At 35.2% G+C, this 23,978-nt stretch carries 14 protein-coding genes; 3 read left to right on the top strand and 11 right to left on the bottom strand.

The features are described from left to right. Window positions 1–86 precede the first annotated feature (86 nt). From FEM21_RS10405 to FEM21_RS10395, 3 genes are all read left to right on the top strand, one after another. Window positions 87–2,525, top strand: a complete 2,439-nt coding sequence (locus tag FEM21_RS10405) for a TonB-dependent receptor (protein WP_035660201.1) — start codon at window positions 87–89, stop codon at window positions 2,523–2,525. 26 nt (window positions 2,526–2,551) lie between these two features. Then, entirely contained in the window at window positions 2,552–3,793 is a 1,242-nt protein-coding gene (locus FEM21_RS10400; protein ID WP_035660212.1) for a DUF4374 domain-containing protein, read from the top strand. A gap of 74 nt (window positions 3,794–3,867) precedes the next feature. Beyond that, window positions 3,868–5,289 carry a PepSY-associated TM helix domain-containing protein gene (locus FEM21_RS10395; protein WP_035660199.1) on the top strand — a complete coding sequence of 474 codons (1,422 nt, stop codon included), beginning with the start codon at window positions 3,868–3,870 and terminating at the stop codon, window positions 5,287–5,289. A gap of 117 nt (window positions 5,290–5,406) precedes the next feature. Here FEM21_RS10395 and FEM21_RS10390 read toward each other — a convergent pair whose 3' ends face one another. From FEM21_RS10390 to FEM21_RS10340, 11 genes are all read right to left on the bottom strand, one after another. Continuing rightward, window positions 5,407–7,185, bottom strand: a complete 1,779-nt coding sequence (locus tag FEM21_RS10390; protein WP_201448288.1) for a rhamnogalacturonan lyase — start codon at window positions 7,183–7,185, stop codon at window positions 5,407–5,409. Window positions 7,186–7,414: 229 nt separating this feature from the next. Beyond that, a complete protein-coding gene (locus FEM21_RS10385; RefSeq protein WP_035660194.1) occupies window positions 7,415–9,547 on the bottom strand; it encodes a hypothetical protein in 2,133 nt (710 codons plus the stop codon). A 10-nt stretch (window positions 9,548–9,557) separates the two neighbouring features. Further along, window positions 9,558–10,631: a glycoside hydrolase family protein gene (locus FEM21_RS10380; RefSeq protein WP_051627555.1), complete on the bottom strand. Its 1,074-nt coding sequence runs from the start codon at window positions 10,629–10,631 to the stop codon at window positions 9,558–9,560. A gap of 8 nt (window positions 10,632–10,639) precedes the next feature. Next, complete coding sequence (locus tag FEM21_RS10375; RefSeq protein WP_035660190.1) at window positions 10,640–14,269, bottom strand: DUF4450 domain-containing protein; 3,630 nt, start codon at window positions 14,267–14,269, stop codon at window positions 10,640–10,642. Window positions 14,270–14,287: 18 nt separating this feature from the next. Further along, on the bottom strand, window positions 14,288–15,745 hold the full coding sequence (locus FEM21_RS10370; RefSeq protein ID WP_035660188.1) for a glycoside hydrolase family 28 protein: 1,458 nt from the start codon (window positions 15,743–15,745) through the stop codon (window positions 14,288–14,290). A gap of 56 nt (window positions 15,746–15,801) precedes the next feature. Continuing rightward, window positions 15,802–17,172, bottom strand: coding sequence for a sulfatase-like hydrolase/transferase (locus FEM21_RS10365; protein WP_035660187.1), 1,371 nt, complete (start codon window positions 17,170–17,172; stop codon window positions 15,802–15,804). A gap of 20 nt (window positions 17,173–17,192) precedes the next feature. Beyond that, window positions 17,193–18,560 (bottom strand): glycoside hydrolase family 88/105 protein, encoded by a 1,368-nt coding sequence (locus FEM21_RS10360; protein ID WP_035660185.1) that lies wholly within the window; start codon window positions 18,558–18,560, stop codon window positions 17,193–17,195. A 24-nt stretch (window positions 18,561–18,584) separates the two neighbouring features. After that, the gene (locus FEM21_RS10355) at window positions 18,585–19,691 is read right to left on the bottom strand and encodes a PKD domain-containing protein (RefSeq protein WP_051627554.1); all 1,107 of its coding nucleotides are present in this window, start codon (window positions 19,689–19,691) and stop codon (window positions 18,585–18,587) included. A gap of 385 nt (window positions 19,692–20,076) precedes the next feature. Then, complete coding sequence (gene xylA, locus FEM21_RS10350; RefSeq protein ID WP_035660183.1) at window positions 20,077–21,402, bottom strand: xylose isomerase; 1,326 nt, start codon at window positions 21,400–21,402, stop codon at window positions 20,077–20,079. Window positions 21,403–21,417: 15 nt separating this feature from the next. Next, complete coding sequence (locus tag FEM21_RS10345) at window positions 21,418–22,899, bottom strand: xylulokinase (protein ID WP_035660180.1); 1,482 nt, start codon at window positions 22,897–22,899, stop codon at window positions 21,418–21,420. A gap of 3 nt (window positions 22,900–22,902) precedes the next feature. Then, window positions 22,903–23,901, bottom strand: a complete 999-nt coding sequence (locus FEM21_RS10340; protein WP_035660177.1) for a GntR family transcriptional regulator — start codon at window positions 23,899–23,901, stop codon at window positions 22,903–22,905. Between the last annotated feature and the right edge of the window lie 77 nt (window positions 23,902–23,978).

Genomic DNA, 23,978 nt, shown 5'->3' with positions numbered 1-23,978 from the left:
TATTTAGAATAATTTAATATAATATTGTTTAGAATGTTTTTAAATAATACTTTTGTGCCGAATTTAACGAAATCAATTTTAAGATAATGCGTGCAAAAAGTGTAATAGTTTTAGTAGCAATTTTACTAACAATAACAAACATTTATAGTCAGACTAATAAAGTAAAAGAATCAGTAATCATATCAAAAAATAGTAATAAATCTGTTGAGGGAGTTTCAATATCAGGAAAATTACAAGAAAGTTCGGGGCAAAGTATTCCCTTTGCAACTGTAAGTTTGGGGAACGAAGAAAAAAATACTACTTCTGATGAAAATGGAAATTTTTCTTTTCACAATGTTAAACCGGGAAATTATACTTTAAAAGTTTCAGCAATGGGTTTTTCTTCTCTAGTAAAACAAATTACTGTAGTAGATAAAAATTTGAATCTTTCGTTCAAATTAGAAAGTGAATTAAACGAACTAAATAGTGTAACAGTTATAGGCCGTTCAGCAGTTAATCAGATAAACAAACAAGCTTATAATGTTACTGCAATTGATGCTAAAAAACTACATAATTCTACACTCGATTTAGCACATGCTTTGGATAGGGTTTCAGGTGTACGTTTTCGTGAAGCAGGTGGGGTAGGATCTAGAAATGAACTTTCTATCAATGGATTTTCGGGTAATCAGATTAAAGTTTTTATTGATGGAGTGCCTATGGATAATTTTGGTTCTTCTTTTCAATTGAATAATATTCCAATCAATCTTGCAGATCGTGTAGAAGTTTACAAAGGGGTTGTGCCTATCTGGCTTGGTGGTGATGCTTTAGGAGGAGCGGTGAATATCGTAACAAACAGTAAACCTAGAACTTATTTTGATGCATCTTATTCTTTTGGATCTTTTAATACTCATAAAAGTGCCATAAATGCAGGTTATACATCCAAAAGTGGTTTTACAGCAGAGATTAATGCCTTTCAAAATTATTCAGATAATAATTATTGGATAAATGTTGAAACTAATGATTTAGAAACAGGTCAATATTATCCTAAAACACGAGTAAGAAGATTTCATGATACCTATCACAATGAAACAGTTATTGCTAATATAGGAATTACAGGGAAAAAATATGCCGATAAATTAATGATTGGTTTTACAGCTGGACAAAATAAAGCTGATATACAAACTGGTGCTAGGCTTGTAACTGTATTTGGTGAAAGGTACACAAGAGGGAACACTTTGATGCCTACCTTAAAATACCAGGTGAAAGACTTGTTTACAAAAGGCTTGAATGTAAATGTAACCGGAAATTTTAATTTTGGTTATGAGCAAACAGTAGATACTGTAAACAGAAGATATAATTGGTTTGGACAATATACTCAAAATCAAGGAGATGGTGGTGAGGCAGGTAGGTCCTTAAATAAAATGAAGAATAATAATGGAGTGGCAACGTTTAATGCAACTTATGCTCTTGGAGAACGTCATTCCTTTTTGTTAAATAATACCTTTAATACTTTTGATCGTAAACAAAGTGATGAACTTTTTCCTGAATCTGTAACGTATCAGCAACCTCAAAAGACACAAAAAAATATTTTAGCTGCTGGTTATAAATTTGATTACAATGAAAAGTGGAGTACTTCTGTGTTTTTAAAAGATTATAATTTAAAAACTACATATACTAAGAGTTATAATCCTTCTGGAAATTGGGGAGATGTTGCTTATATGAACTTCAATGACAACAGATCTTATTTAGGATATGGAGCAGCAAGTAGTTATTATGTAAAGCAAAATTTACAGCTAAAAGCATCTTATGAAAAGACCTATAGATTACCTACACCTATTGAAATTTTCGGTAATGTAAACGAGAATATCCAAGGTAATACTGATTTAATACCAGAATCAAGTAACAATTTTAATTTAGGTTTTAGTTATCAAACTAGTTTTAATACTGTTAATGCTTTGTCATTTGATATTAATGGTATCTATCGTAAGTCTACTGATTTTATTCGTTCAGAATTTAATAATAATCAAAATAGACTCGTAACAGTAAATCAAGATGCTGTAACAACTAAAGGTATTGATGGTGAAATTCGATATTCGTACAAGAAGCGATTTACATCAGGTATTAATATGACTTATCAGGATATTCGTAATATGAATAAATATCAACCAGAGCAAAATTACGTATCTGATATTTATAAAGATAGAATGCCGAATATTCCTTATTTATTTGGTAATCTGGACGCAACTCTTTTTTATAATGACGTATTTAAAAAAGGTAATAATCTATCGGTAGGTTATAATCTTCTTTACGTACATGGTTATTATCTATATTGGCCAGCTAGGGGAATAGCATATGGTAAGCATGACATCCCTGTACAGCTTAAACACGATTTAAATATTGTTTATACTATGGCTAATGGAAAATATAATCTGGCATTAGAGTGTCAAAATTTAATGGATAATGAACTTGTAGATAATTTTTCGCTTCCAAAACCAGGTCGTGCATTCTACATAAAGTTTAGGTACTTCTTTAATAAATCAAAATAATTTTAATATATATAAATATGAATACTATGAAAACAATTAGCAAATTGTCGTTATTTTTAGCTATAATAGCTTCATTATTAGTTTCTTGTGAGGATTCTGCAAGTGATCAGAACGGAGAAGTTAGTGGGGAAACAGGAAAAACAAAATATGTAGTTACTGTTACAACAGGAGCGTCAGGGGTTGCGGATTATTTATTAACTGCTGATGATGTTTCAACAGGATCAATAACGACAGCAGGAAACGGTTTAGAACAAGACGGTACATATCGCTATTATTTGACAACTCAAAACAAGTTTTTTAGCTTCCTTTATGGTCAGGGAAATCCGGGAGCGGTTACTACTTATGGTTTAACTACAGCTGGACAATTAACAAAAACTTCAAATTTTCAGTCAGAAACAGTACAGGTTTTTGCACCAGTTAACAAGGATATTGTAATGGTAAAAGTTCCTAGAAGTGGCGCTTCAATTTCTTATATGTATAAAGTTGATGCAGAAAAATCACTGCTTACAGGAACGGTACAACATGATACAAGACTTTTAGTTGGAAACAAAAATCCTGATTTCGCAGAGAGAGCTCACTTTACCTGGGCAACTCAGGTGGGAGATAAAGTAATGATGCCCTATATGAAAATTGCAGGTGCTTCTCCTGATACTTTTGGATCAAGACATGCTGATAGTACTTGGGTTGCTGTATACAGTTATCCGGAGTTAAAATTAGAAAAAGTAATCAAAGATAACCGTACAAGTTATTTAGGAGCTTATTTTACTAATGGATTATTCCAGGATGAAAATGGAGATGCTTATGGTTTCTCTGGTGCAATAGGTACTCTTAATGGTGTTTTAACTTCTACAAAACCATCGGCTATTGTTAAAATTAAAAAAGGAACTACTGAATTTGATCAATCGTATTTCTTTAATGTAGAGCAAGCTTCAGGAGGACATAAAATATCTTCTACAAGTTATATATCAAAAGGAAAATTCTTGTTGTTAATGTATGGAAATGCTGGAACTAACACTGGAGCTGTAAAATTAGCAGTTGCTGATGTGTACAATAAAACATTTAAATGGGTTACAGGTATGCCGGCTACTTTAACAAATGCTACAACTCGTTATAACATTACATCTGAAGATGGGAATTCAGGAATACTTGGAGTTAATACTCCTGATGGAAACTGGATTTACTCAATCAACGGAACTACTGCTGTAGCTACAAGAGGTATGAAAGTTGAAGGAGGTACTATTACTGCAATCCAGAAATTAAAATACTAAACTAAATTTTTTTTACCGCAAGTTATTTCGGTGACTTGCGGTTTTTTTTATTTATCCAATTTATCTATCTAATTATGTTTTCTTCTTCAAAAGCAAATAAGAAAAAAAGTAAAAAATCGTTATTTAAGCGCATCATGGCCTGGTTGCATTTATGGCTTGGCTTAGCATCTGGAATAATTGTAGTAATTGTCAGTCTTACAGGCTGTATTTATGTTTTTGAAGGTGAAATTAAAGATTTTATCGAAGACTGGCGCTTTGTTAAGCCTCAGGAAAAAGCCTTTTTACTGCCATCACAATTGGTAGCAATTGCCGACAAAGAAATGAAAGACAAGAAAGCTACCAGCGTGACTTTTGGTTCAAAAGATGAAGCCGCTATTGTAGGTTATTTTGTGGAGAAAAAAGAAGAGGGAGAAAAAGCCGAGAATAAGACAGGACAACAAAAAAGAGGAGATAAAAATTTAGCTGTTGCTAAAAACGATAACCTAAAACCTACACAAAAACCTCAGACAACCGAAAAAGGTAAAGTCAAAGAAAAAGGAAAGAAAGGTAAAGGGGGGAGAAGAGGTGGAACTTTTATAAGTGTTTATATGAATCCGTATACGGGAGATATATTAAATGTAAAAAGTTTCTCAAGAGGAGAATCTCCAGATTTTTTCAGATGGATTTTAAATGGACACCGTGCCTTATGGCTTCCGTATGATATAGGTAGACCAATCGTGGGTATTGCTGTTTTAATTTTTGTTGTTTTAATAATTTCGGGTATCGTTTTATGGTGGCCTGTTAAATGGAACAAATCAATTTTTGACAAAAGTTTTAAAATAAAATGGGATGCCAGTTTTAAACGTGTTAATTATGACTTGCATAATGTTTTTGGATTTTACAGCTGTATTTTTTTGTTCTTTATAGCAGTTACGGGTTTAGTTTGGAGTTTTGAATGGTGGAGTAAATCTTTATATTGGGTCACTTCTGGAGGAACTCCATTAACAGAAAATCGTGAATCTCCAAAATCAGACACGACTAATCTTGCTACTTTTCATATTTCGACAGTAGATAGAGTTTTAAAGAATCTATCAAAAGAGAATCCACAGGCTTCAGGTATTATGATTAACATGCCTGAAAAACCATCAGATGCTATTAGTGCTTATGTTTATAAACAAAAGCATACCTATTACAATATGGATCGTTATAGTTTTGACCAGCATACACTGAAAGAAATATCTATAAAAACACCTTTTTCAGGAAAATATGTTGAAGCTAACTTACCGGATAAAATCCGTAGAATGAACTACGATATTCATGTGGGAAGCGTTCTTGGGTTAACAGGGAAATTTATTGCTTTTTTTGCCAGTTTAATTTCTGCGAGTTTGCCTATTACAGGATTTATTATTTGGTGGGGGAAAAAATTTGGCAAAAAGAAGTCTGCTGCTAAGCCTAAACCAGTTCAAAAAGTAATTCCTACTGTCAAAAAAGTTGAAGAAAAAGAATTGGTAATGTAAATTGAACTATTTTTTCCATTAGCAGATTTATTATTTGATACAACCAAAATGGACAAAAAGAAAAAGCCATTAATTCAATGCAGAATTAATGGCTTTCTTAATATAAATAAAGGACTCTTAAGGAACCAATTTAATATTAGGTTTTGGAGCAGGCTTCATTCCTGTTCCCATATAAAAACTAGTATGTGGCGGCTGATTGTAGCCTACATTTTGCCATGCAATGGCTAATCGGTATTGTGAATCATGCATTAGAGTATATTGTCTAATCGTTGTTGGAATTTTTGTCGAATAAATACGTAATTCACTATTATCAGCACTTCTTAAAATTAATTCTTCTCTCCAGTCACCTAAAATATCAGCAGATAGAGCAGGAGTTGATTTGGTTCCATTATTAGAGCTTGCACCTTCGGCAGTAAATATTCTGCCTTTTCCATATTTATCGATATAATTTGAATTTAGAATTTCCCGCGAAGTATCGCCATCCCAATAAATCAAAAAGTTAGTCGATTTTGGAGCTTCGCCAATTTTATTTCCTTTAATGTCATATAAACCATTAGATCCTGACCACCACATTTGAGCGCCAATTCTAGTTGAATCAACGTTATCGGCAACACCTCTTCCTACGTCTTCATCGTCCATAGCGGTAAATAATACTTTTCCATTAGCAGCCGAAAATAAAGCCACTCCCGGACCTTTAGTACCTTCTTCAATTTCGTGTACCCCAAAAACTTCCTGACCCGGAAGTTCAGGATCTAAATCGCTCACATGTAATGCATCGCCGTGTCTAAATCCAGTAGTGTACAGTCCTTTTCCGTCATCATCTACAACCATAGAACCAAAGATGATTTCGTCTTTACCGTCGTTATCTACATCAGCAACCGAGAGTCCGTGATTTCCCATTCCTGAAAATGGATTTTTTCCGTCTTTAGTATCAAATACCCATCGTGAACTTAGTTTTTTATCTTTGAAATCAAAAGCAGCGATAACAATTCGGCCGTAATAACCTCGACACATCACTACACTTGGATGGATACCATCAAGATAGGCAACACAAGCCGTAAAACGATCGACTCTGTTTCCTGTATTGTCATTTTTACCGTTTCCGCCTCTTCCTCCCCATTTTCCAATGTCTCCTCTTTCTGGAATATAAGGAACGGTATTGACTAGTTTCCCTGTTTTTCCATCAAAAACAGTCAGGTATTCCGGACCCTGTAAAATTTTACCAAAAGTAGCCGACTTTTGATCGGTATCTCTCCAGTCTTTTGTAGCATCTCCCACAACGTTATTTTGACTATCAGTAGTTCCATCGGCAGTTTTACAAACCAATTCGGCTATACCATCGCCATCTAAATCATACACCATAAATTGGGTATAATGAGCGCCTTCGCGAATGTTTTTACCCAAATTAATTTCCCATAAAAATTTTCCATCCAAGGTATACGCCTGAAAAATAGGAGGATCGGTTAGTCCTTTGAATGAATTATCGGCTCCTCTTCCTGTCATGTGAACGATCAATTCATAACGTCCATCACCGTCTAAATCACCTACTGAAATGTCATTTGGAGTATAACCTGTTACTTTTTTTAGTGGAATAGATAAATAATTTTTATCGTCACTATTAGCAGTTATAGTAAAACTTCCTTTGGTTTCTTTTTCGACACCATTTACAACTGTTTTTACAAACCAGGTATTGTCTTCTTTGGGATTAGCTTTTTCATCGAAAACATTTGTAGCTCCAGTGATAGGTTTTTCATTGACAAGAACGGCTGGTTTTGTTCCGCTTTTTCGATATAAATTGAAGGCTAAATCATCAGCATCTGTGCCTAAAACTCTCCAGCCAATATAAAAATGATTTTTTTCTTTTACAGCAATTAGTCCTCTATCGAGCGATTCCATTTGCCTTTGGCTGAATAATAAAGCACTGGATAGTTGAAAAATGAATAACAGGATGAGGTTTTTATTCCAAAGGGTTTTCATGGTTTTTTGTTGGTTTGGTTATAGAAAAAACTGTATTTATCAATTTTTATACCATTTGACTCTAAAAATGTAAAGATGTTTAATGAGGTAGCATCTTTTTTGTTAAAAAAAAAATCCTGAGAATTAAAAAACTCTCAGGATTTTGATATTAAAACATCTTTTCAAGACCTTCCCAGCGTACATTCCAGGTACCGTCTTTAGGGAAACCAGGATTTTTTTCGGTAGTTCCGTCCCAGCCGGCGCACATCATTGCTACTGTGGTGAGTACACCTCCATTTCCAGGTAAATATATAGGTAAGCGGTCTTCCTGATAATTATGTCCGTTTACTAAATAGGTGTTTTTTTGAACTTTCATAAATAAGGCATCAACTGCTTTTTCAGGCATTCCTAAACGTGCTGCAGTCATTGCAGTCATAGGGAAATCCCAACCCCAGGTTTCATTCCAAGACCAGGTTTTCCAGATTAAATCAAAAGTATTTCTCATGATTTTTTTATCCAAAAGTGTTGTTTCCGGTAACATTCCGTAGGTTCCAAAAACAGATGGATGATCGGTTTTGTACTCAGGATTAGTATAAGAATCGGTAGCGCTTTCGGTAGCTAAATACACATTTTCCTGAACAGGTAATTTCGATAATTGAGCAACAACATCTTTCCATTTAGCTACTTCTGGTTCGCCCAGACGTTTTTTCCATTCTAGAGCTGTATTTAAAGCCCAATTCCAATAAGCCAATTCGTAAGTTGGATTAAAAGTTTCCGCTGCTTTAAAACGTTCCTGAGCAGGAATAACGCCAGGTCCTAAAATGTATCTTTTCTTTTCTTTGTCGAAATAAGCAAAAGAAGCCATAAAATCGGCAGTAGCAAAAACACGTTTTTTGTATAAGTCTAAAGTCGCTTTGTCTTTGTGATCTCGATACATTAATTCGGCATAAGTAATAAAATGTGGTTGTTGCCAAATTAATAATGCTCCTACAGAAGAAGGCGATTCATTACCATCCGGATCAGTCATTTTTTGCCATCTTACTCCTTCAAAACCTTGTCTTTCGGCAATTTTTTTAGCATTCTCATATACTTTTTCATACCATGGTAAACTTTTTTCGAGTAAGTTAGTTCTTCCCCAAAGCGGAAAATGAACACCATGCCACCAATGCATTTCTAAGTGTGGTTTTCCGTACCAGCTGTTGTAAGTTAAACCGGTTTCTTGTGGAGGCTCGTTTCCGGTACATTGTAATTTGGTTAAATATTGAGATAGAATTACTCTGCGCTCTAATTCAAAAGCTCTGGAATCAGTACATTGAGAAAAATCTACAGCACCGCCACTTTTCCAGAATTTTTCCCATCCGGCAATACTGCTTGATTGTACTGCTGTTACATCAGGAATGTTCATTTTTCCTTTGTGAGCAGGAGCAAACTGGCAACTGAATTCAAAAGTACTGTTCTTTGATGGTGCCAACAGAAAATAATGCGCTTCTTTTTGAGCTATAGCTGCATTTCCTTTCCATTTTAGACCAATATTATAGGTAATCGAATCCATTTTGTGTGCAATGATGGCTTCGTTTTTTCCGTTGTTCGAGAGTGTGCTTGTATGAGCAAAATTAGCTTTCCATAAATTACCATTATCACCCCATTTCATTGTTGGGAAAGGAATACGCACACGAATTTTTAATTGTCCTTTTTTAATTAAATCAGAAACAACTCTAACACCAATAACGTCTTTTTCCTGATGTGAAGCCGTCCATACTTTTACAGGAATTCCTTCAAATGTAAAGTTACTTTCAATCTCTCCAGTCCAAACGTTAAGTGTCTGTTTAATGTTTTTAATATCTGATGGCTTAGCCAAAGTGCCGTCTTTTTTATAGAATTCAAATCCTAAATTTCCTAACTGTAATCTGTGTGCATTGGCACGGAAATATTCTACCGCTTTTACAGCATGTTCCGGTGATTTTTGTTGTACCGAATAAGAAACTTTTCTGCCATTTTGGTCAAAGTCTTTTAAGGTTTCTTCGATCGTGTAATTTTCGGTATTGGGTACTGCGTTCCATCCCCATTCTGATTGCGTTCCTAATGGAACACCAGCCTGATAATAATCAGGAAAAGTTTGTAAACCTGTTGCGTCAACAGTATAAGCGAATGTTCCATTTCCAACCGATAAAGAACCTAAGGTGTCAATTTTTGTAATATTAACATTGTGCCTGGTGACAACTGCTTTTCGGTCAATTTTTTCCTGTGCTTTTGTTGTGGTTAGTAACAAACACAAAGAGAGTGCGATAAATACTTTTTTCATATATTATAATTTAGGTGATTTTAAAGATAAAGCCAGAAGCTGTTTCATATTTACCGCCTTGAGAAGCGGTAAATAGATAAGTAGGTTTGCCGTTTTGAAATAATAACTGCGGTCTTTCCATTCTTCCGTAACGGTTTAAATGTTTTGGAGCAGCTGGCTGATTTATATATTTGCTAAGTTCCTGATAACCAATTAATGGTTTTGACCAATGTTTTCCATCTTTGGATTCCATATACAATCCTTTGTCAATTCCGTAAACGCCCATGTCTCGGGCTAGCATTTTAAATTTCTTGTTTTCGTACCAAACATAAGCATCTTCACATTGCTGGTTGTTGCCCATATTGTGAAAATCGACAACCGGATTTCCTTCGTATTTTGTGTATGGACCTTCAAGTGATTTGGCTACAGCCAAACCATATTTTCGATTTCCTTTAATTTCAAATTTTGGATGAACATATTCTTCCGTATCTAATGATTTGTAATACAGCCAATATTCGCCATTAGGATGTTTTATAAACGAAGGATTAGTAGTCAGTAAATCATCCCATTCTCCAATTTTTCCGGGTAATAATAAAGGCTCGTCTGGTCTTTTCCAGGGACCGTAAAGGGAATCGGCTGTGGCCAAACCAATACGCTTCGTATCCATTTTTCCATTAGAATTTCCTAAAAAGAATAAGGCATATTTTCCATCTACAAAATGAATACTTGGGTTATGACAAGTTGTGGCATCCCAATAACCAGTACCTCTTGGCGAAAGTACAGTGCTGATATATTCATAAGGACCTTCAGGATTATCTGCTACAGCATGAGCAATTTCTGAACTGTTGATCCATCCGCTCATACCTTTGGCTTTTGGCCAACGGGAAAAAAACACATGAATTTTACCATCTGGTCCTTCAATAGGACTATTGCACCAAACGTAATAATCTTCGAATTCTAAAGCACGTCCAACAGGAGATAAGCTTTTTTCAAAGTCAGATAGTTTAGGTTCTTCAGTAGTAGTAAAAAAATCATGAGCATGCACAGGAAGCATGGCTGCTAAAGAAGCCATGAATGTGGTGCTTATAAATTCTTTTCTATTCATCGTTTTTATTATTCACGGTTCAATGTTAAGCTCATAATCCCAATGATTACTTCATTGGCAACTGCTTTTACTGTTAGGTTTTTTAGTGTTTTATTTTTATTTAAAGGAATGTCAAGAATTGTTGCTGCTCCATTTTCGACACCAAAATCACTGAATCCTTTAATAGTTTTAAAATCGTTAAAGTCACGGCTAATGGTTCCCGTTTTTAGATAAACTCTTGGTGGTTTTTGAGCATTGGTGGTAAATGCGTAACCGTCAGTATAATAATCCTGTTCTATAGGCCACCAGTTTTCAGGATTTTTTAGTTCCAGTTTTTCGGTGGCTCCATCGGTGTAATTTACTATAATTTCCCCATTGGTGAATCGGCTTTGCATTGGGTTTGTGGTACCCGCCATCATCAAATATGCCTGAGAAGCTTTTCCCGAAAGGGGAATCGAAAGTGAGTTAGGAAAATTATCCCATTGCGAAACAAAGGCAATATTTTTTTGTTCAGCATTTGACGGTGTGGCAAATGGAACTCCTTGCGGACTGCTAATTTGATTATTTGATCCTGCTTTTGCTCTCAATCCAGCATCATCAATTACAGGTTTTATAAACGGATAACACCAGTTTCCAATTCCCTGTGTTGGGATTTGAAGACTTGGCGATTGCGCTCTCGGGCTAAGGTATTTGTTTTCAAAAATATTGTTGATTTTGTCATTAAAAATACCATCTAGTTTTACCGTTTCCCATTTTGTTTTTACATTGCTTGTAATGTCCCAGTTGGTGAAACTCAATTTTGTATTAATACCATTTTCGTTAGTAATTTCAATAGTATTAGTTCCCGAAACCAATTGGTCTAAAGGAATTGCGACATTGTTTTCAGTATTAGCTTTGAAACTAATTGCTGTTTTCTTGTTCTTTTGATTCGGAATTAAGAACCCATTTACCGCTTTTTCAGTATTGTTTCTAAATGTTACAATAGCATTATTTCCATCGATTGAACACGTGCTTATAATAATGTTCGGTTTGATGTTGATATCAATAGCCTGCCACCAAATCATTTCCTTTTGTTTTAGTTTTACAAAAAATGATTTCTTGCCAGTACTATTCGCCACCGCATTGATTTCGTTAGCATTAATTACCGTATTTTTTAATGCGTTTTGAGTATCTTTTATTTCTAAAATACTTGCTTTGGTCGTTTTAATATTGATTTTTTCGCCTTCGCAAATAGACGAAATGCCGGCAATTTGTTCTAAAGCAGCATCGCTCCAAACGATGTCAATTTGATATGAATCAGCATATGGACTTTCGATGCTTATTTTTGGACTTCCAACGGTTCCGTCAATCATTTTCCATTGTACTTCTTTTCCATTAACAGTCACTTTACTGATGTTTTCATAAGTAGCGTTGACTATTAATTGCAAATTCATTTTTGTTGAAAAATGAGGTGTAATTTGGTAAACATCAGTGTTTTTTGTTCTTTCGAAAGCAAAAGCTACATCGGGAACTTCAAGCGAAGCATGATCCCAGGATTTTGGTAAACCCGGCTGAATAGTCAAAGTGTTTTTAAGCGCATCAGGCTGAATTCCGAAAAGTCCTTCTACTAAACTTCTTCCTGCCATTCCTACCGGATCAGCAAAATCACGATACAATTCGCCACGAATAGCATCCTGAAATAATAATTGTTCGAATGCTCCTGGCGAAGCGCCTAAATACATACTTTCGATTAAACCGCTTTCCCAAAGTTGGTATGCTTTTTCCGATTGCCCTCCCTGCCAGTAGGCTAGTGCGGTGTGTAAAACTTCGGCAAGAGCCACATTGTTGACAGACCAAGTGTAAGGCTGCCAGTTAGTGGTAGAAATTAATTCGAGATTTTCTCTGTCTAAACCTTCGGCTGTAACAGGGATATGAGGAATTTCGTTATCTATGTATTTTAAAGCCTGGTAAGCTTGAAAAGGATTCGCAATTTCGCTGTCTAAAGCATGGTAAATAGTCCAGATTCCAGGTGTGTCATGCGTTAATTTATTTCCTAAAAGGTCTTTGTATTCTGCAAATGTACCTTTGTTGTTTTTCCATAATTTTTCCTGAATGGCTTGATGAATTTTTGCAGCTTCTTTTGCATAAGAAGTTCCGTCTTCACCGATGATTTGAGCTAATTCGGCAGCCATTTTATTCGCATAATAATTATATGCCGAAGTATAGGTTACGCCTCCGCCGCTATAACCTAATCCGTCACTTGCCCAGATTGCTGCATAAGCATCATACAGTCCGTCGCCATCGACATCATAATTTCTTTTTTCCCAGGCCAAATGCCTCTTGATTACCGGCCACATTTTTTTTAGGAAATCCACATCGCCTGTCCATTTAAAATGACGCACTAACTGGTCGATGAAAACCAAATTCATGTCATAATGATGGGCGATATCATTCCTGTTTGGATTACGGCTAATGTATCCGCTACTAAACATTGAAGTACCGATTTTTTCTAATTGACGGGCATAATTTCGGGTAGTATCAGGAACAACTGGACCCGTTTCAGGTGCTGTAACCTGTGAATTCCCATAACTTTCAAAATGCGTTTTTGCTCTGTCGTGCCAGCCCAAAGGATCAGCGGCATAAGCACCACGCCATGCATTTAAGTACATTCGCCACGCTACGGCACCATGTAAATACGCTGGGTTTTCCCAGATGGCATCGGCTGCCATAGCCAGTGCACCGCCTAAAGTATTGATGTAAGGATCAGGTGTGTTTACTTTAATTCGGTTAGCTAATTGTTCGCTTTGAGCAAGTGCTTTTTTGAACTTTTCGGCTACTGCTTTTTGACTTACATTGTCAATTTTGCTCGTATTTTCGAATAACCAATAATTTCCTTCTTTCGAAAATTGATTCAATTGTCCAATAATCATTGGAGCTGCATCTACTTTTGAAGCATAATTTTCTAAAGGTGTTTTTAGGAAATTAGCACTGGATAATTGCGTTTTCGAATCAGGAAAAACAGCATTAATTAACTGAGTGTTTTTATTCTCTTTTTTATTGGTTTCAGAACCATAAGAAAGTGTGAAACTGTTTTTATTAATTTGATACTGATTGTTGATACAGTATTCAGGATGTAAATAAAATACTGATTCCGGATCGCCACCAATATCTCCGTTTCTTGAGAATTTTTTACCACTTGCGCCACCATAAGCCCAAACAAGCGAAACGTTTTTAGGAACATTATTCCCAATAACTTTTAGAATAAAACCATCGCTGTCATTTAATGCAACAATTTGAACAGTTAAAGTAGCATTCGAAAGTAACACATCATTGATTTGATATTCAATAATTCCGGGAGTGTATTTTGTATTTATTTTATCAGATTCGGTGAGCCATTTACTGTTTTTACCATTTATAATTCCCAGTTTTAAATTCCCGCCCATTCCCGGCATGTAAGTAGCAAATTCAGGTAAATCACCAGCTTCAACTCTAAAAGCAGTGTTGCTTCCGTATAAAGCGCGGTTGAATTTTCTGGTTCCGTTTTTTAAAACAAAACTTTTGCCTTCGGGTGCGTAATGGATTTTTCGTTGTTCTCCATGCCATAAATTTTGACTTTGCGCAGTCAAATTGGGTACGGCAAAAGAAAAACAAAGAAGAGTAATAGGAATTTTAAATTTCATTATAAGTTGGTTTTTTTATTATTTGGCTGATGATTTTGAGAAATCTACATTTTCAGCATTTTGAATTTTTAAAGTAGAATTATCTAATGCATTAATAGTTACATTATCTAAAATCCAATTGTTGCTATAAGAAATATTTCCAGCGGTTTCGGCTGTAATATGTACATTTTTAAGGTTTACATTTTCGACAATGGATTGTTCTAAACCAGCTACCGAAATCGCTTTTTTAGCTCCTTTAACATCAATGTTTTTTAAATAAATGTTTCTAAAACTCGGAATTCCTTTAGATTCTGGTTCTACCTTAGTCAGCATTTTTTTCCAGTGAGGAGGCAATGTTTCCTCAGTATAACCGGCAGGCAGTTTAGAATAGCTGTAGGCAGGATTCCAGTTCATAGAAATAGTGATAAAAGTGCCTACACTTTCCATTTTTATGTTTTCCATATAAATATCTTCTACCGTTCCGCCACGGTTAGTAGCTGATTTTATGTTCAGTCCGTTTTTTGTTCCGTATCCTTCAATATTAGAAACATAGACATGGCGAATGCTTCCTGAAGTTTCACTTCCTAATGTGAATAATCCGGCTCCCTGACGGGCAATACAATCGCGTACTACCACATATTCAGTTGGACGATTCACTCTCAATCCGTCCCAGTCACGACCTGCTTTTAGACAGAAATTATCATCGTTGCAATCAATATCACAGTTTTGCACTAATATCCATTTTGATGAATCAATATCGATACCATCAGTACTTGGTCCGTGTCCGCCAATGTTATTTCTTATTTTGATTCCGTCAACGGTAACATATTCGGAGTACAATACCTGAACAGTCCAGAATCCAGCTCTTTGAACATTTAAATCTTTAAGAAAAACGTTTTTAGAATTGGTAATTAAAATGGTTCTTGGGCGTTTTGCATCATAATCTACAATCCATCGCAAGTCTTTGGCTTCGTATTCTTTGCGTAAATTCCAGTAATAATCCCAATAGACTTTTCCTTGCCCGTCAATTGTTCCTTCACCATCCAGAGTTACATTTTTTTGATCTAAAACATTAATTAAAGCCGCTGGCCATTTCATTTCGATTCCTGCTACACGAGTATCAATTTCAAGATAATCAGCAATGTTTTCACTGCCTAAAATAGTGACGCCTTTTGGGACATTAAAATGAACTCCTTCTTTGATAAAAAGCGAACCTGTTAAGTAATTTCCGGGTTTAAAAGTCAATGTTCCGCCGCCATTTTTACTGCATTCATCTATGGCTTTTTGAATGTTTTTAGTCGAAAGTGTTTTACCATCATTTATAGCTCCAAAATCATTGGCATAATAAATTTTGGACTTGAATTTGTTTTCTTTTGCACCAACTTTGTTAATCCATTCGGGTTCAAAATTAGCCGAACGGCTGTTTACCTGCGCTGTTTGTTTGCATGAAAACAGCAAAAAGAATAAGGAACTTAAAATGATGTGGTATTGTTTCATCTAAAAAAAATAATTATTGTATTATGGGTAATCTTAAAACGATAGTGATTTATCAATTATTCGCCTCCTGAATTCACTTCTTTGGAATCTTTGGCAAATTGCATTTCTAAATCTTGTTTTAATTTATCAGTTATAATGGAATGTGATTCTACTAGATTCTTTTTTTCTTCAGGATCTTTTTCAATATTGAAAAGTTCAAAAACGGTAGGTTTGTTTTTGTGTCTGGTACGAATTAATTTCCATGGTTTTTCAATAATACTTTCCTGTAAATGACCACGAATGTAGATGGCTTGATTTGGGATGGAATCTTTAGTAATAATCGAATTCCAAATGTTTTGTCCCTCTATAGTTTTAGGAAGTGATTTGGCTCCGGCCAAAGTCAAAATAGTAGGCATTAAATCAGTTACCGAAATGTAATTATTGTTCAATGAACTGTTTGTTTTGTTTTTCCAATAGATAAAACCTGGCACTCTAATTCCGCCTTCATAGTTTGAAGTTTTCCAGTCTCGAAGTGGAAAATTGTTACCTAAAACATCATTGGCTGCATGCCTTCCCTGGTATTGATTTCCGGGATTCCATTTGTCCATAGCACCATTATCACTCATGAAAATGATGATAGTGTTTTTGTCTAAATTTTGTTTTTTTAAGGTTTTCATGATTTGCCCAATGCTATAATCTAAGTGCGACATAGCGGCGGCATAATCCCTTCGGGAATTATTTTTAATGGTTTTTAAATACGGTTTTTTCCATTTGTCTTCTTCTTGTAATGGAAAGTGTGGAGCGCTGTAACTCAATTGAATATAGAAATTTTTAGAAGGGTCTCTTTTGGTTTTTAGCCAGTTAATAGCTTCATTTTCAATTAAATCAGTTACATGTCCTTTTTCGGTAATGAACTTTCCTTCTCGGTGCCAACTCGGATCTCCGTTTTTATATTCATGAGAATATTGGTCAATTTGACCATGTAAAAATCCATAGGAATAATCAAAACCGTAAGCTTTAGGTCCACTAGATGGATTTAAACCTAAATGCCATTTTCCAAACAAAGCCGTTTGGTAGTTTTGCTGGTGTAAGGCTTGTGGCAAAGTGATAACATCGCCAGGTAAACTTAAATTACTTTTATCACTTATAGGTGCTACAATTCCCATACGGCTCGAAGGTCTTCCTGTAAAAAAACTAGCTCTGGATGGAGAACAGGTAGGAGCAGCGTATAAACGATTGAGTTGTGCACCATTTTTAGCCAACCAATCAATATTAGGTGTTTTGATTTCTGAGCCATTATAACCAACATCATTCCAGCCCGCATCATCAGCAACGATAACAACAAAATTAGGTGTGGTAGGTGGATCTGTTTTTTTATCTGTTGCATTAGCAAAAGAAGAAAAACATACAAATAGCGTTGCTACGCTGTTGATGATAAGGCTGTTCATGAATTGTGTTTTAAAAAATATTATTTACGGGTTTTTAATTGTAATGAGCTATCGTTAATTTCGAATTCATTGTTTTTAAGCATCATAATGATTTCTGATCCGGCTAAAATAACCGGGCCATAACCATGAGCTGCAAAAACGTTTATTGGACGATAATAGTAAAAAGCGGGATCAAACCCCATCCCAGTTCCTACACAAGTTCCTTCAACTTCTCCTTTATCATTCACTTTTGTTGCAACGGCATTCCACGCCAGTAAAGCCGCTGGAGCATAAGCTGCTTTGTCAATATAGCCTCTGTTGATAGCACGAGTAATAGAAAAAGCATAAATAGCAGTTGCCGATGTTTCTAAATAAGTATCGTTTCGGTCAATTAATTGGTGCCAGAATCCAGTACCGTCCTGATAAGCAACAAGTCCTTTGATATGCGCTTTTAACTGATTTAAAACTTCATTATATCCAGGATGATCTTTAGGTAAAACTTCTAATAATTCGACCATAGTCATTACTGCCCAACCATTGGCGCGAGCCCAATGAAATTGTGGATGCTCTTCCATCGACTGAACCCAGCCGTGCATGTATAAGTTTTTTTGACTGTTGTACATTCGCTCTGAGAATTGTTTTACCTGTTTAACCGCGTCATCATAGTATTTAACATCTCCTGTTAATTTACCCATTTGTGCCAGGGCAGGAACAGCCATAAATAAATCATCCAGCCATAAAGTGTTAGGCTGCGGTCTGTTTCTAGCTAAAGTTCCATCGGTAAGACGAAATTCTTTATTGCTAATATAGCTCATAAAATCATCAATTAATGGTTTCAAATCAGCTTTTAGTCCTGCTCTTTGCGCTTTAATCATTGAGGCTGTAACAGCACCACCATCATCCAAAGCATGCGGATTTAAAAAGCCACGTATTGGTGATTGGGATTTATTATTTTTTTGAAGTTCTTTTTTGTAAAAAGGAGCAATGTCTGCTATTAATTTTAAGCGTTCGTTGGTATAATTGGCATATTTTTGATCGCCAGTTGCTTCAGTCGCTAAAAGCATAGCAGCATAAGTTACTCCCCATTCGTAACTGGTTAATCTAAAAGTTCCAGGAGCAAAAATAGTGTTCTCATCTAGTTTTTTTAGATTAGTAACCGCTTGTTTTGTTTTGCTGTCAACCAGGCCCGCCGGTGTAGTTTTTTCAAGAAAAGTATATATTTTGTCAATAGTAGCTTTGATTTCCTGTGCTGATTTTGCTCCATAAGGAGTTGGATAATCAGCTTTTAGAAGATGTAAAGGTGCAGTGACATCGTTTGCAGGCTGTTGTGCATTTACCTGAGACGGAAGCGCCATTATTGCTGCTGCTACACTTACTTTAATTCCAGTTTTGAATGGGTTAGTTTTCATTTTATAAAATTTTGGTTGTTAATTTTATTTTACGGCAACATCCCAAACTTTTGATAGCTGGGAAGTACCTTTTGGTCCTAGAATTTTTAAAATTACAACATATTTACCAGCTTCTTTATACTGATGTGTTGGATTTTGTTGTGTTGAGGTGGTTCCGTCACCAAAATCCCAATTCCAAGTGCTAATTTCGCCTTCAGATTCATCGATGAAAGCGACTTCTCTTTTAGTCATATTGACTACTTTAAAATCCCATTTAGCTTCGATTTCTTTTTTGAATTGTTTTTCTAAAGGCATCAACTTAAATGGCAAGCTATATGAAGCATTTCCGTACATTTTGTGCTCTTTTGAAAGATTCCAAAAGCCGTTGTTTTCTGTTTTATTAACGTCATCATAATCGATAATTGCCCAGCAAAGACCAATGTTTCTGTTTTCTTTCAGAATAGATTCTATCGCTCTCGAAGGATCATTTCCTGCATAATCAAAAGGAGTAATCCAGAATTCTAAAGTCAATTTTCCAGCTTGTCCGGGTTTAAAATCATAATGATACGATGCATTTGCATAGGGCAAATTTTTAATCCAGGGTTGACTTCCCCAAACCATAGTCCAGTCTTTATCTACTGCAGGAGTAAAAATATGGTAGTTTTGAGCATGAACTCCGTGATAGGAAAAATAGGCATCCATAGTATTTGTAAGGCTTGGATTAGGATGAAAACGATCAATAAACGGACCACCAGACTGGTCGGCGTCTACGATAAGTTCGAAGGTGTCATTGTGTAATCCCGGTTGTGAAAAATCCCAATAATTATCATACGCTTCATAAAGAAAATACAAACGGTTAAGTCCTTTTACCCAGCCCACTTTTACACTAACATCCAGATTTTTCGGGTCAGCCTTAGGTTGCTTTCCGCTGTCGTCCCATAATTGATCCATTCCCACGGCGTAATTTTTAGGCACGATTTTCCAATCGTCACTGTTTCCATCAATTGTTGGGATTTTATTAGCGGGAAATTGAAAAATTTGAAAACTTCTGTTGTCTTGGGCATTAATTTTTGTTCCAATAAGCACTAATAGTACTAAAACTAAGCTCTGTTTTGTTTTGAAATTGAAAAAGGATTTAATTTTAGAAATCATAAATTCTGTGTCAATGAGTTGGTTTAAAGTGTTTTGATATCAAATGAGTTTATGTTGAAAAAGCCCTAACAAGATGCCAGGGCTCAAAACTAAAAACTCACACTAAAACTAAACTAAAAACTAAATTATTGTTTGCCAAATAAATTGGCCTTGATTGTCTTTATTTGTTTAAAACTACTTTTTTTAACCGAGCAATTTTGTTTATTTTTAAAGGGAAAAACCTCTTTGATATCTCAATATTACAATACTTTTTTTGTTTTAGAATCCTGTACTGTCCTGTTCTTTTAGGAATAAAAAAATTGAATACAAAAAAAGCAGCCAACAACATAATAATCATGTTGTTGGCTGCTTTAAAATATTAACTTACTAAGTAAAAATCCAATTTTTAGATATATTGATTGATGATGTTTTCAAAAAGTTCTTGTTTACCACTTTTTAATTCTAATTCACCATTTTCTAAAGCGATTTTGTATAAATCTTCTAAACCTAATTTTCCGTTTTCGAAATCTTTACCTTTTCCGGCATCAAATGAGCTGTATCTCTCTGTTCTCAATTTGTTGTAAGAAGATGAAGTGATAATTTTATCAGCAGTTAGTAAAGCTCTGGCAAAAGTATCAGCACCACCAATGTGAGCTAAGAATACATCTTCTAAGTCGGTTGAGTTTCTTCTGATTTTTGCATCAAAATTTACTCCACCACCTTGTAAACCACCTGCTTTTAAGAAAACAAGCATGGCTTCAGTTGTTTCCTGAATGTTGTTAGGAAATTGGTCAGTATCCCAGCCGTTTTGGTAATCGCCACGGTTAGCGTCTAAACTTCCTAGCATTCCTGCATTGGCAGCTACTTCAATTTCGTGTTGGAAAGTATGTTGTGCCAGAGTTGCGTGATTAACTTCGATGTTAATTTTGAAATCTTTTTCTAAACCATATTTATGTAAGAAACCAATAGCTGTAGCCGAATCAAAATCGTACTGGTGTTTCATTGGTTCCATTGGTTTTGGCTCAATAAAAAAGTTTCCTTTAAAACCTTGTGCACGAGCATAATCTCTAGCTTTTACTAAAAATTGTCCCATGTGGTCTAATTCACGTCCCATATCAGTGTTTAACAATGACATGTAACCTTCACGTCCTCCCCAAAAAACGTAATTTTCACCATCTAAAGCGATTGTTGCATCCAAAGCTAATTTTACTTGTCCACCCGCTCTGGCTAACACGTTGAAATCAGGATTTGTTGCAGCACCATTCATGTAACGTGCATTCGAAAAACAGTTTGCTGTTCCCCAAAGTAATTTAATTCCTGACTCAGCCTTTTTTTGTTTTAAATATTCAGTAATAGTTGCTAATCTGCTTTCTGATTCTGCAAATGTTGCTCCTTCCTGAACTAAATCGTAATCGTGAAAACAGAAATAATCAAATCCCATTTTGCTGATGAATTCAAATGCTGCATCGGCTTTGTCCTTTGCTGCCTGAATTGGATCATTCGACTGATCCCAGGCAAAAGTTTGTGTTCCTGGACCAAATGGATCTGAGCCTTGACCACAGAAGGTATGCCAGTAAGCAATTGCAAATTTAAAATGCTCACGCATTGTTTTTCCAGCTACGATTTGGTCCGGATTATAATATTTGAATGCTAACGGATTGTCAGATTCTTTTCCTTCGAATTTAATTTCGCCAATACCCTTAAAGTATTCTTTACTTCCAATGATTGCCATTTTTTTGTTTTTAGTTTATTTGTTGATAATAAGTTCTAGTTCTTTTTTCCAATTTTGATATGCTTCTAAATAAGGTCGGCTATCTTCTAAAGGTTTATAGGTCATGACGTGATCGTTTTTGATAATATTATCACCAAAAGTTTCATAATCACCATCGATTAAACCGACTGCTCTTGCAGCTCCAACAGCTCCAGTAGTGTTGTAAATTTCTATTTCGTGACCAATTAATGTGGCTACAGTATTCGAAAAAATTTCGGAACGGAATAAATTGTCGTTTCCGGCACGAATCACATTTATTTGGGCATTATCGTCTTTCATTATTTCCATTCCGTAAACAAAAGCAAAGGCAATGCCTTCTAGAGTAGCGCGGTATAAATGTCCGTGTCCGTGTTTGTTGAGGTTTAAATTCAGGAAATGACTACCAATGTTTTTATTGTTAAACATTCTTTCAGCTCCGTTTCCAAAAGGAATCACAACCACACCGTCAGAACCTACCGAAACTTCTTCGGCTTTTACATTCATGTTTTCATAAGAATCCATTCCGCAATGATTGCGTAGCCAGCGGTATTGTATTCCTGCTCCATTAATACATAATAATTTTCCAACAGTTGGTTTCTCATTGGTATAATTAACATGTACAAAACTGTTGATTCGGGAAGTTTCTTTCGATTTTAATTTATCAGTAACGGCATAAATAACTCCAGATGTTCCTCCTGTTGCAGCAACTTCGCCAGGTTTTAAAATGTTTAGTGATAAAGCATTATTGGGTTGGTCACCCGCTCTGTACACAACAGGAATTCCTGCTGGAAGTCCTGATTCTTGAGCACCTTTTTCGTTAAGGAAACTTTGGTTTGTGAAATTGTCTACAATTGCGGGTGTTAATGATGCGTCTATTCCGTAATATTTTAGTAACCAATCAGCGACTTCGTTTTCTTTGTAATCCCAAAGCATTCCTTCTGATAAACCGTTTTTGGTAGTATTTATTTCACCTGTTAATTTATATGCAATAAAATCGCCAGGTAACATGTATTTGTAAATCTGACTGTAAATTTCAGGTTCATTTTCTTTAACCCAGGTTAATTTGGAAGCTGTGAAATTTCCGGGAGAATTGAGTAGGTGAGAGGCACATTGCTCTTCGCCTAAGTCTTCAAAAGCTTTATCACCAATTTCAACTGCACGGCTATCACACCAGATGATAGAATTTCGCAATGATTTACCTTCTTTGTCAACAACAACTAAGCCGTGCATTTGGTACGAAATACCAACTCCGGTTATTTTTGATGCATCAATATTAGCTTCTTTAATTGCTCTTTTAGTGGCGATACAGGCATACTTCCACCACATTTCCGGATCTTGTTCGGCCCAGTCTTTATGGTGCGCAGTAATTGCCATTTCGTTAGCAGGTTCATGCAGTGTAATGATGTTTTTTCCTGTTGCCGATGCTACTATAGCAACTTTGACTGAGGAACTGCCTATGTCATATCCTATGTAATACATAACTTATAATGATTCTCTAATGATTAATTTGGTTGGTATGTAAGTTTTTATAGCTTGTTCTCTTGTTACAAATTCGGCTGCTTTGACACCAAGTTCTTTGAAGTCAGTTGTAACTACCGAAATTCCTTTGTAGATAAATTTCTTCATTGGTGTTTCATTATAAGATAAAAAACCAACGTCTTTTCCTGGTTCTAAGTCTTTCTCACGACATTGTTCTAAAAACATTCCCAAAATTCGATCACTCACACTGATGTAAGCGATGTTTTTTTGGATATTAAAATCACTTAGTTTGTAAATGATTTTATGTTTAAGATTAGCATCTGAACAATATTTTTTAAAATAGTCTAATGTTTCTTTCGGGTGATTTGTAAATGGAGGATAAACAAAAACTACTTCGTTATATTTTCGGAATAAATCGTCTCCTTGTTGTAAAGCTTCATAAAATGCCTTTCCAAAATCCTGAAATACGTAATTGTTTTTTGATTTCGAATGAATATTCCAGTCTATTAATAGTAATTTTTCGTTTGAAATCGAATTCAAAGTTGTAGCAACTTCTTTATCATCAAAAGTCATCACTACATATTTGTAATATTTACCAAAACTATTGTTAATTATAGTTTTAAAATTGTCTATATTGTAATGGTGAAATTGTACATCGACAATAATATTGTCTGCTAGATTGTCAACAAAAGAGTGGTAAAGGACTTCTTTGTAGGCTTTGAAAGTATCCAGTACTAATAATACTTTTCGAGTTTCGGCCGCAACAAAATATCCTTTATTAGGTACAGAATCAATTAATTTTTGTTCTTTTAATATCGAATAAGCCTTAAAAACAGTATCTCTTGATAATTTGTTTTTTTGACAAATACTATTCACTGAAGGTAATTGCTCGCCTTTTGCCAGGATGTTTTCGGCAATGGCATTGTTTATTGAATTGACTAATTGCTGATATTTTGGGGTATCGCTTTCGTGATTGATTTTGAAAGTAAAATTGCGTTCCATTTTTTATACTGTTCTGTTCCGGTATGCAAATATATATAAAAATAGTTCTGCCCAAAAAAAAATATTTTATTTTTTTT

The organism is Flavobacterium seoulense, from assembly GCF_000695795.1.
Lineage (GTDB): Bacteria > Bacteroidota > Bacteroidia > Flavobacteriales > Flavobacteriaceae > Flavobacterium > Flavobacterium seoulense.
The sequence above is the reverse complement of the archived record's forward strand: the minus strand, read 5'-3'. Positions and strand labels throughout refer to the sequence as shown.

Excerpts from the sequence above, each read along its gene's own strand:
- FEM21_RS10405 (WP_035660201.1), top strand. The coding sequence starts at position 87 with ATGCGTGCAAAAAGTGTAATAGTTTTAGTAGCAATTTTACTAACAATA.
- FEM21_RS10400 (WP_035660212.1), top strand. The coding sequence starts at position 2,552 with ATGAAAACAATTAGCAAATTGTCGTTATTTTTAGCTATAATAGCTTCA.
- FEM21_RS10395 (WP_035660199.1), top strand. The coding sequence starts at position 3,868 with ATGTTTTCTTCTTCAAAAGCAAATAAGAAAAAAAGTAAAAAATCGTTA.
- FEM21_RS10390 (WP_201448288.1), bottom strand. The coding sequence starts at position 7,185 with ATGGAATCGCTCGATAGAGGACTAATTGCTGTAAAAGAAAAAAATCAT.
- FEM21_RS10385 (WP_035660194.1), bottom strand. The coding sequence starts at position 9,547 with ATGAAAAAAGTATTTATCGCACTCTCTTTGTGTTTGTTACTAACCACA.
- FEM21_RS10380 (WP_051627555.1), bottom strand. The coding sequence starts at position 10,631 with ATGAATAGAAAAGAATTTATAAGCACCACATTCATGGCTTCTTTAGCA.
- FEM21_RS10375 (WP_035660190.1), bottom strand. The coding sequence starts at position 14,269 with ATGAAATTTAAAATTCCTATTACTCTTCTTTGTTTTTCTTTTGCCGTA.
- FEM21_RS10370 (WP_035660188.1), bottom strand. The coding sequence starts at position 15,745 with ATGAAACAATACCACATCATTTTAAGTTCCTTATTCTTTTTGCTGTTT.
- FEM21_RS10365 (WP_035660187.1), bottom strand. The coding sequence starts at position 17,172 with ATGAACAGCCTTATCATCAACAGCGTAGCAACGCTATTTGTATGTTTT.
- FEM21_RS10360 (WP_035660185.1), bottom strand. The coding sequence starts at position 18,560 with ATGAAAACTAACCCATTCAAAACTGGAATTAAAGTAAGTGTAGCAGCA.
- FEM21_RS10355 (WP_051627554.1), bottom strand. The coding sequence starts at position 19,691 with ATGATTTCTAAAATTAAATCCTTTTTCAATTTCAAAACAAAACAGAGC.
- xylA (WP_035660183.1), bottom strand. The coding sequence starts at position 21,402 with ATGGCAATCATTGGAAGTAAAGAATACTTTAAGGGTATTGGCGAAATT.
- FEM21_RS10345 (WP_035660180.1), bottom strand. The coding sequence starts at position 22,899 with ATGTATTACATAGGATATGACATAGGCAGTTCCTCAGTCAAAGTTGCT.
- FEM21_RS10340 (WP_035660177.1), bottom strand. The coding sequence starts at position 23,901 with ATGGAACGCAATTTTACTTTCAAAATCAATCACGAAAGCGATACCCCA.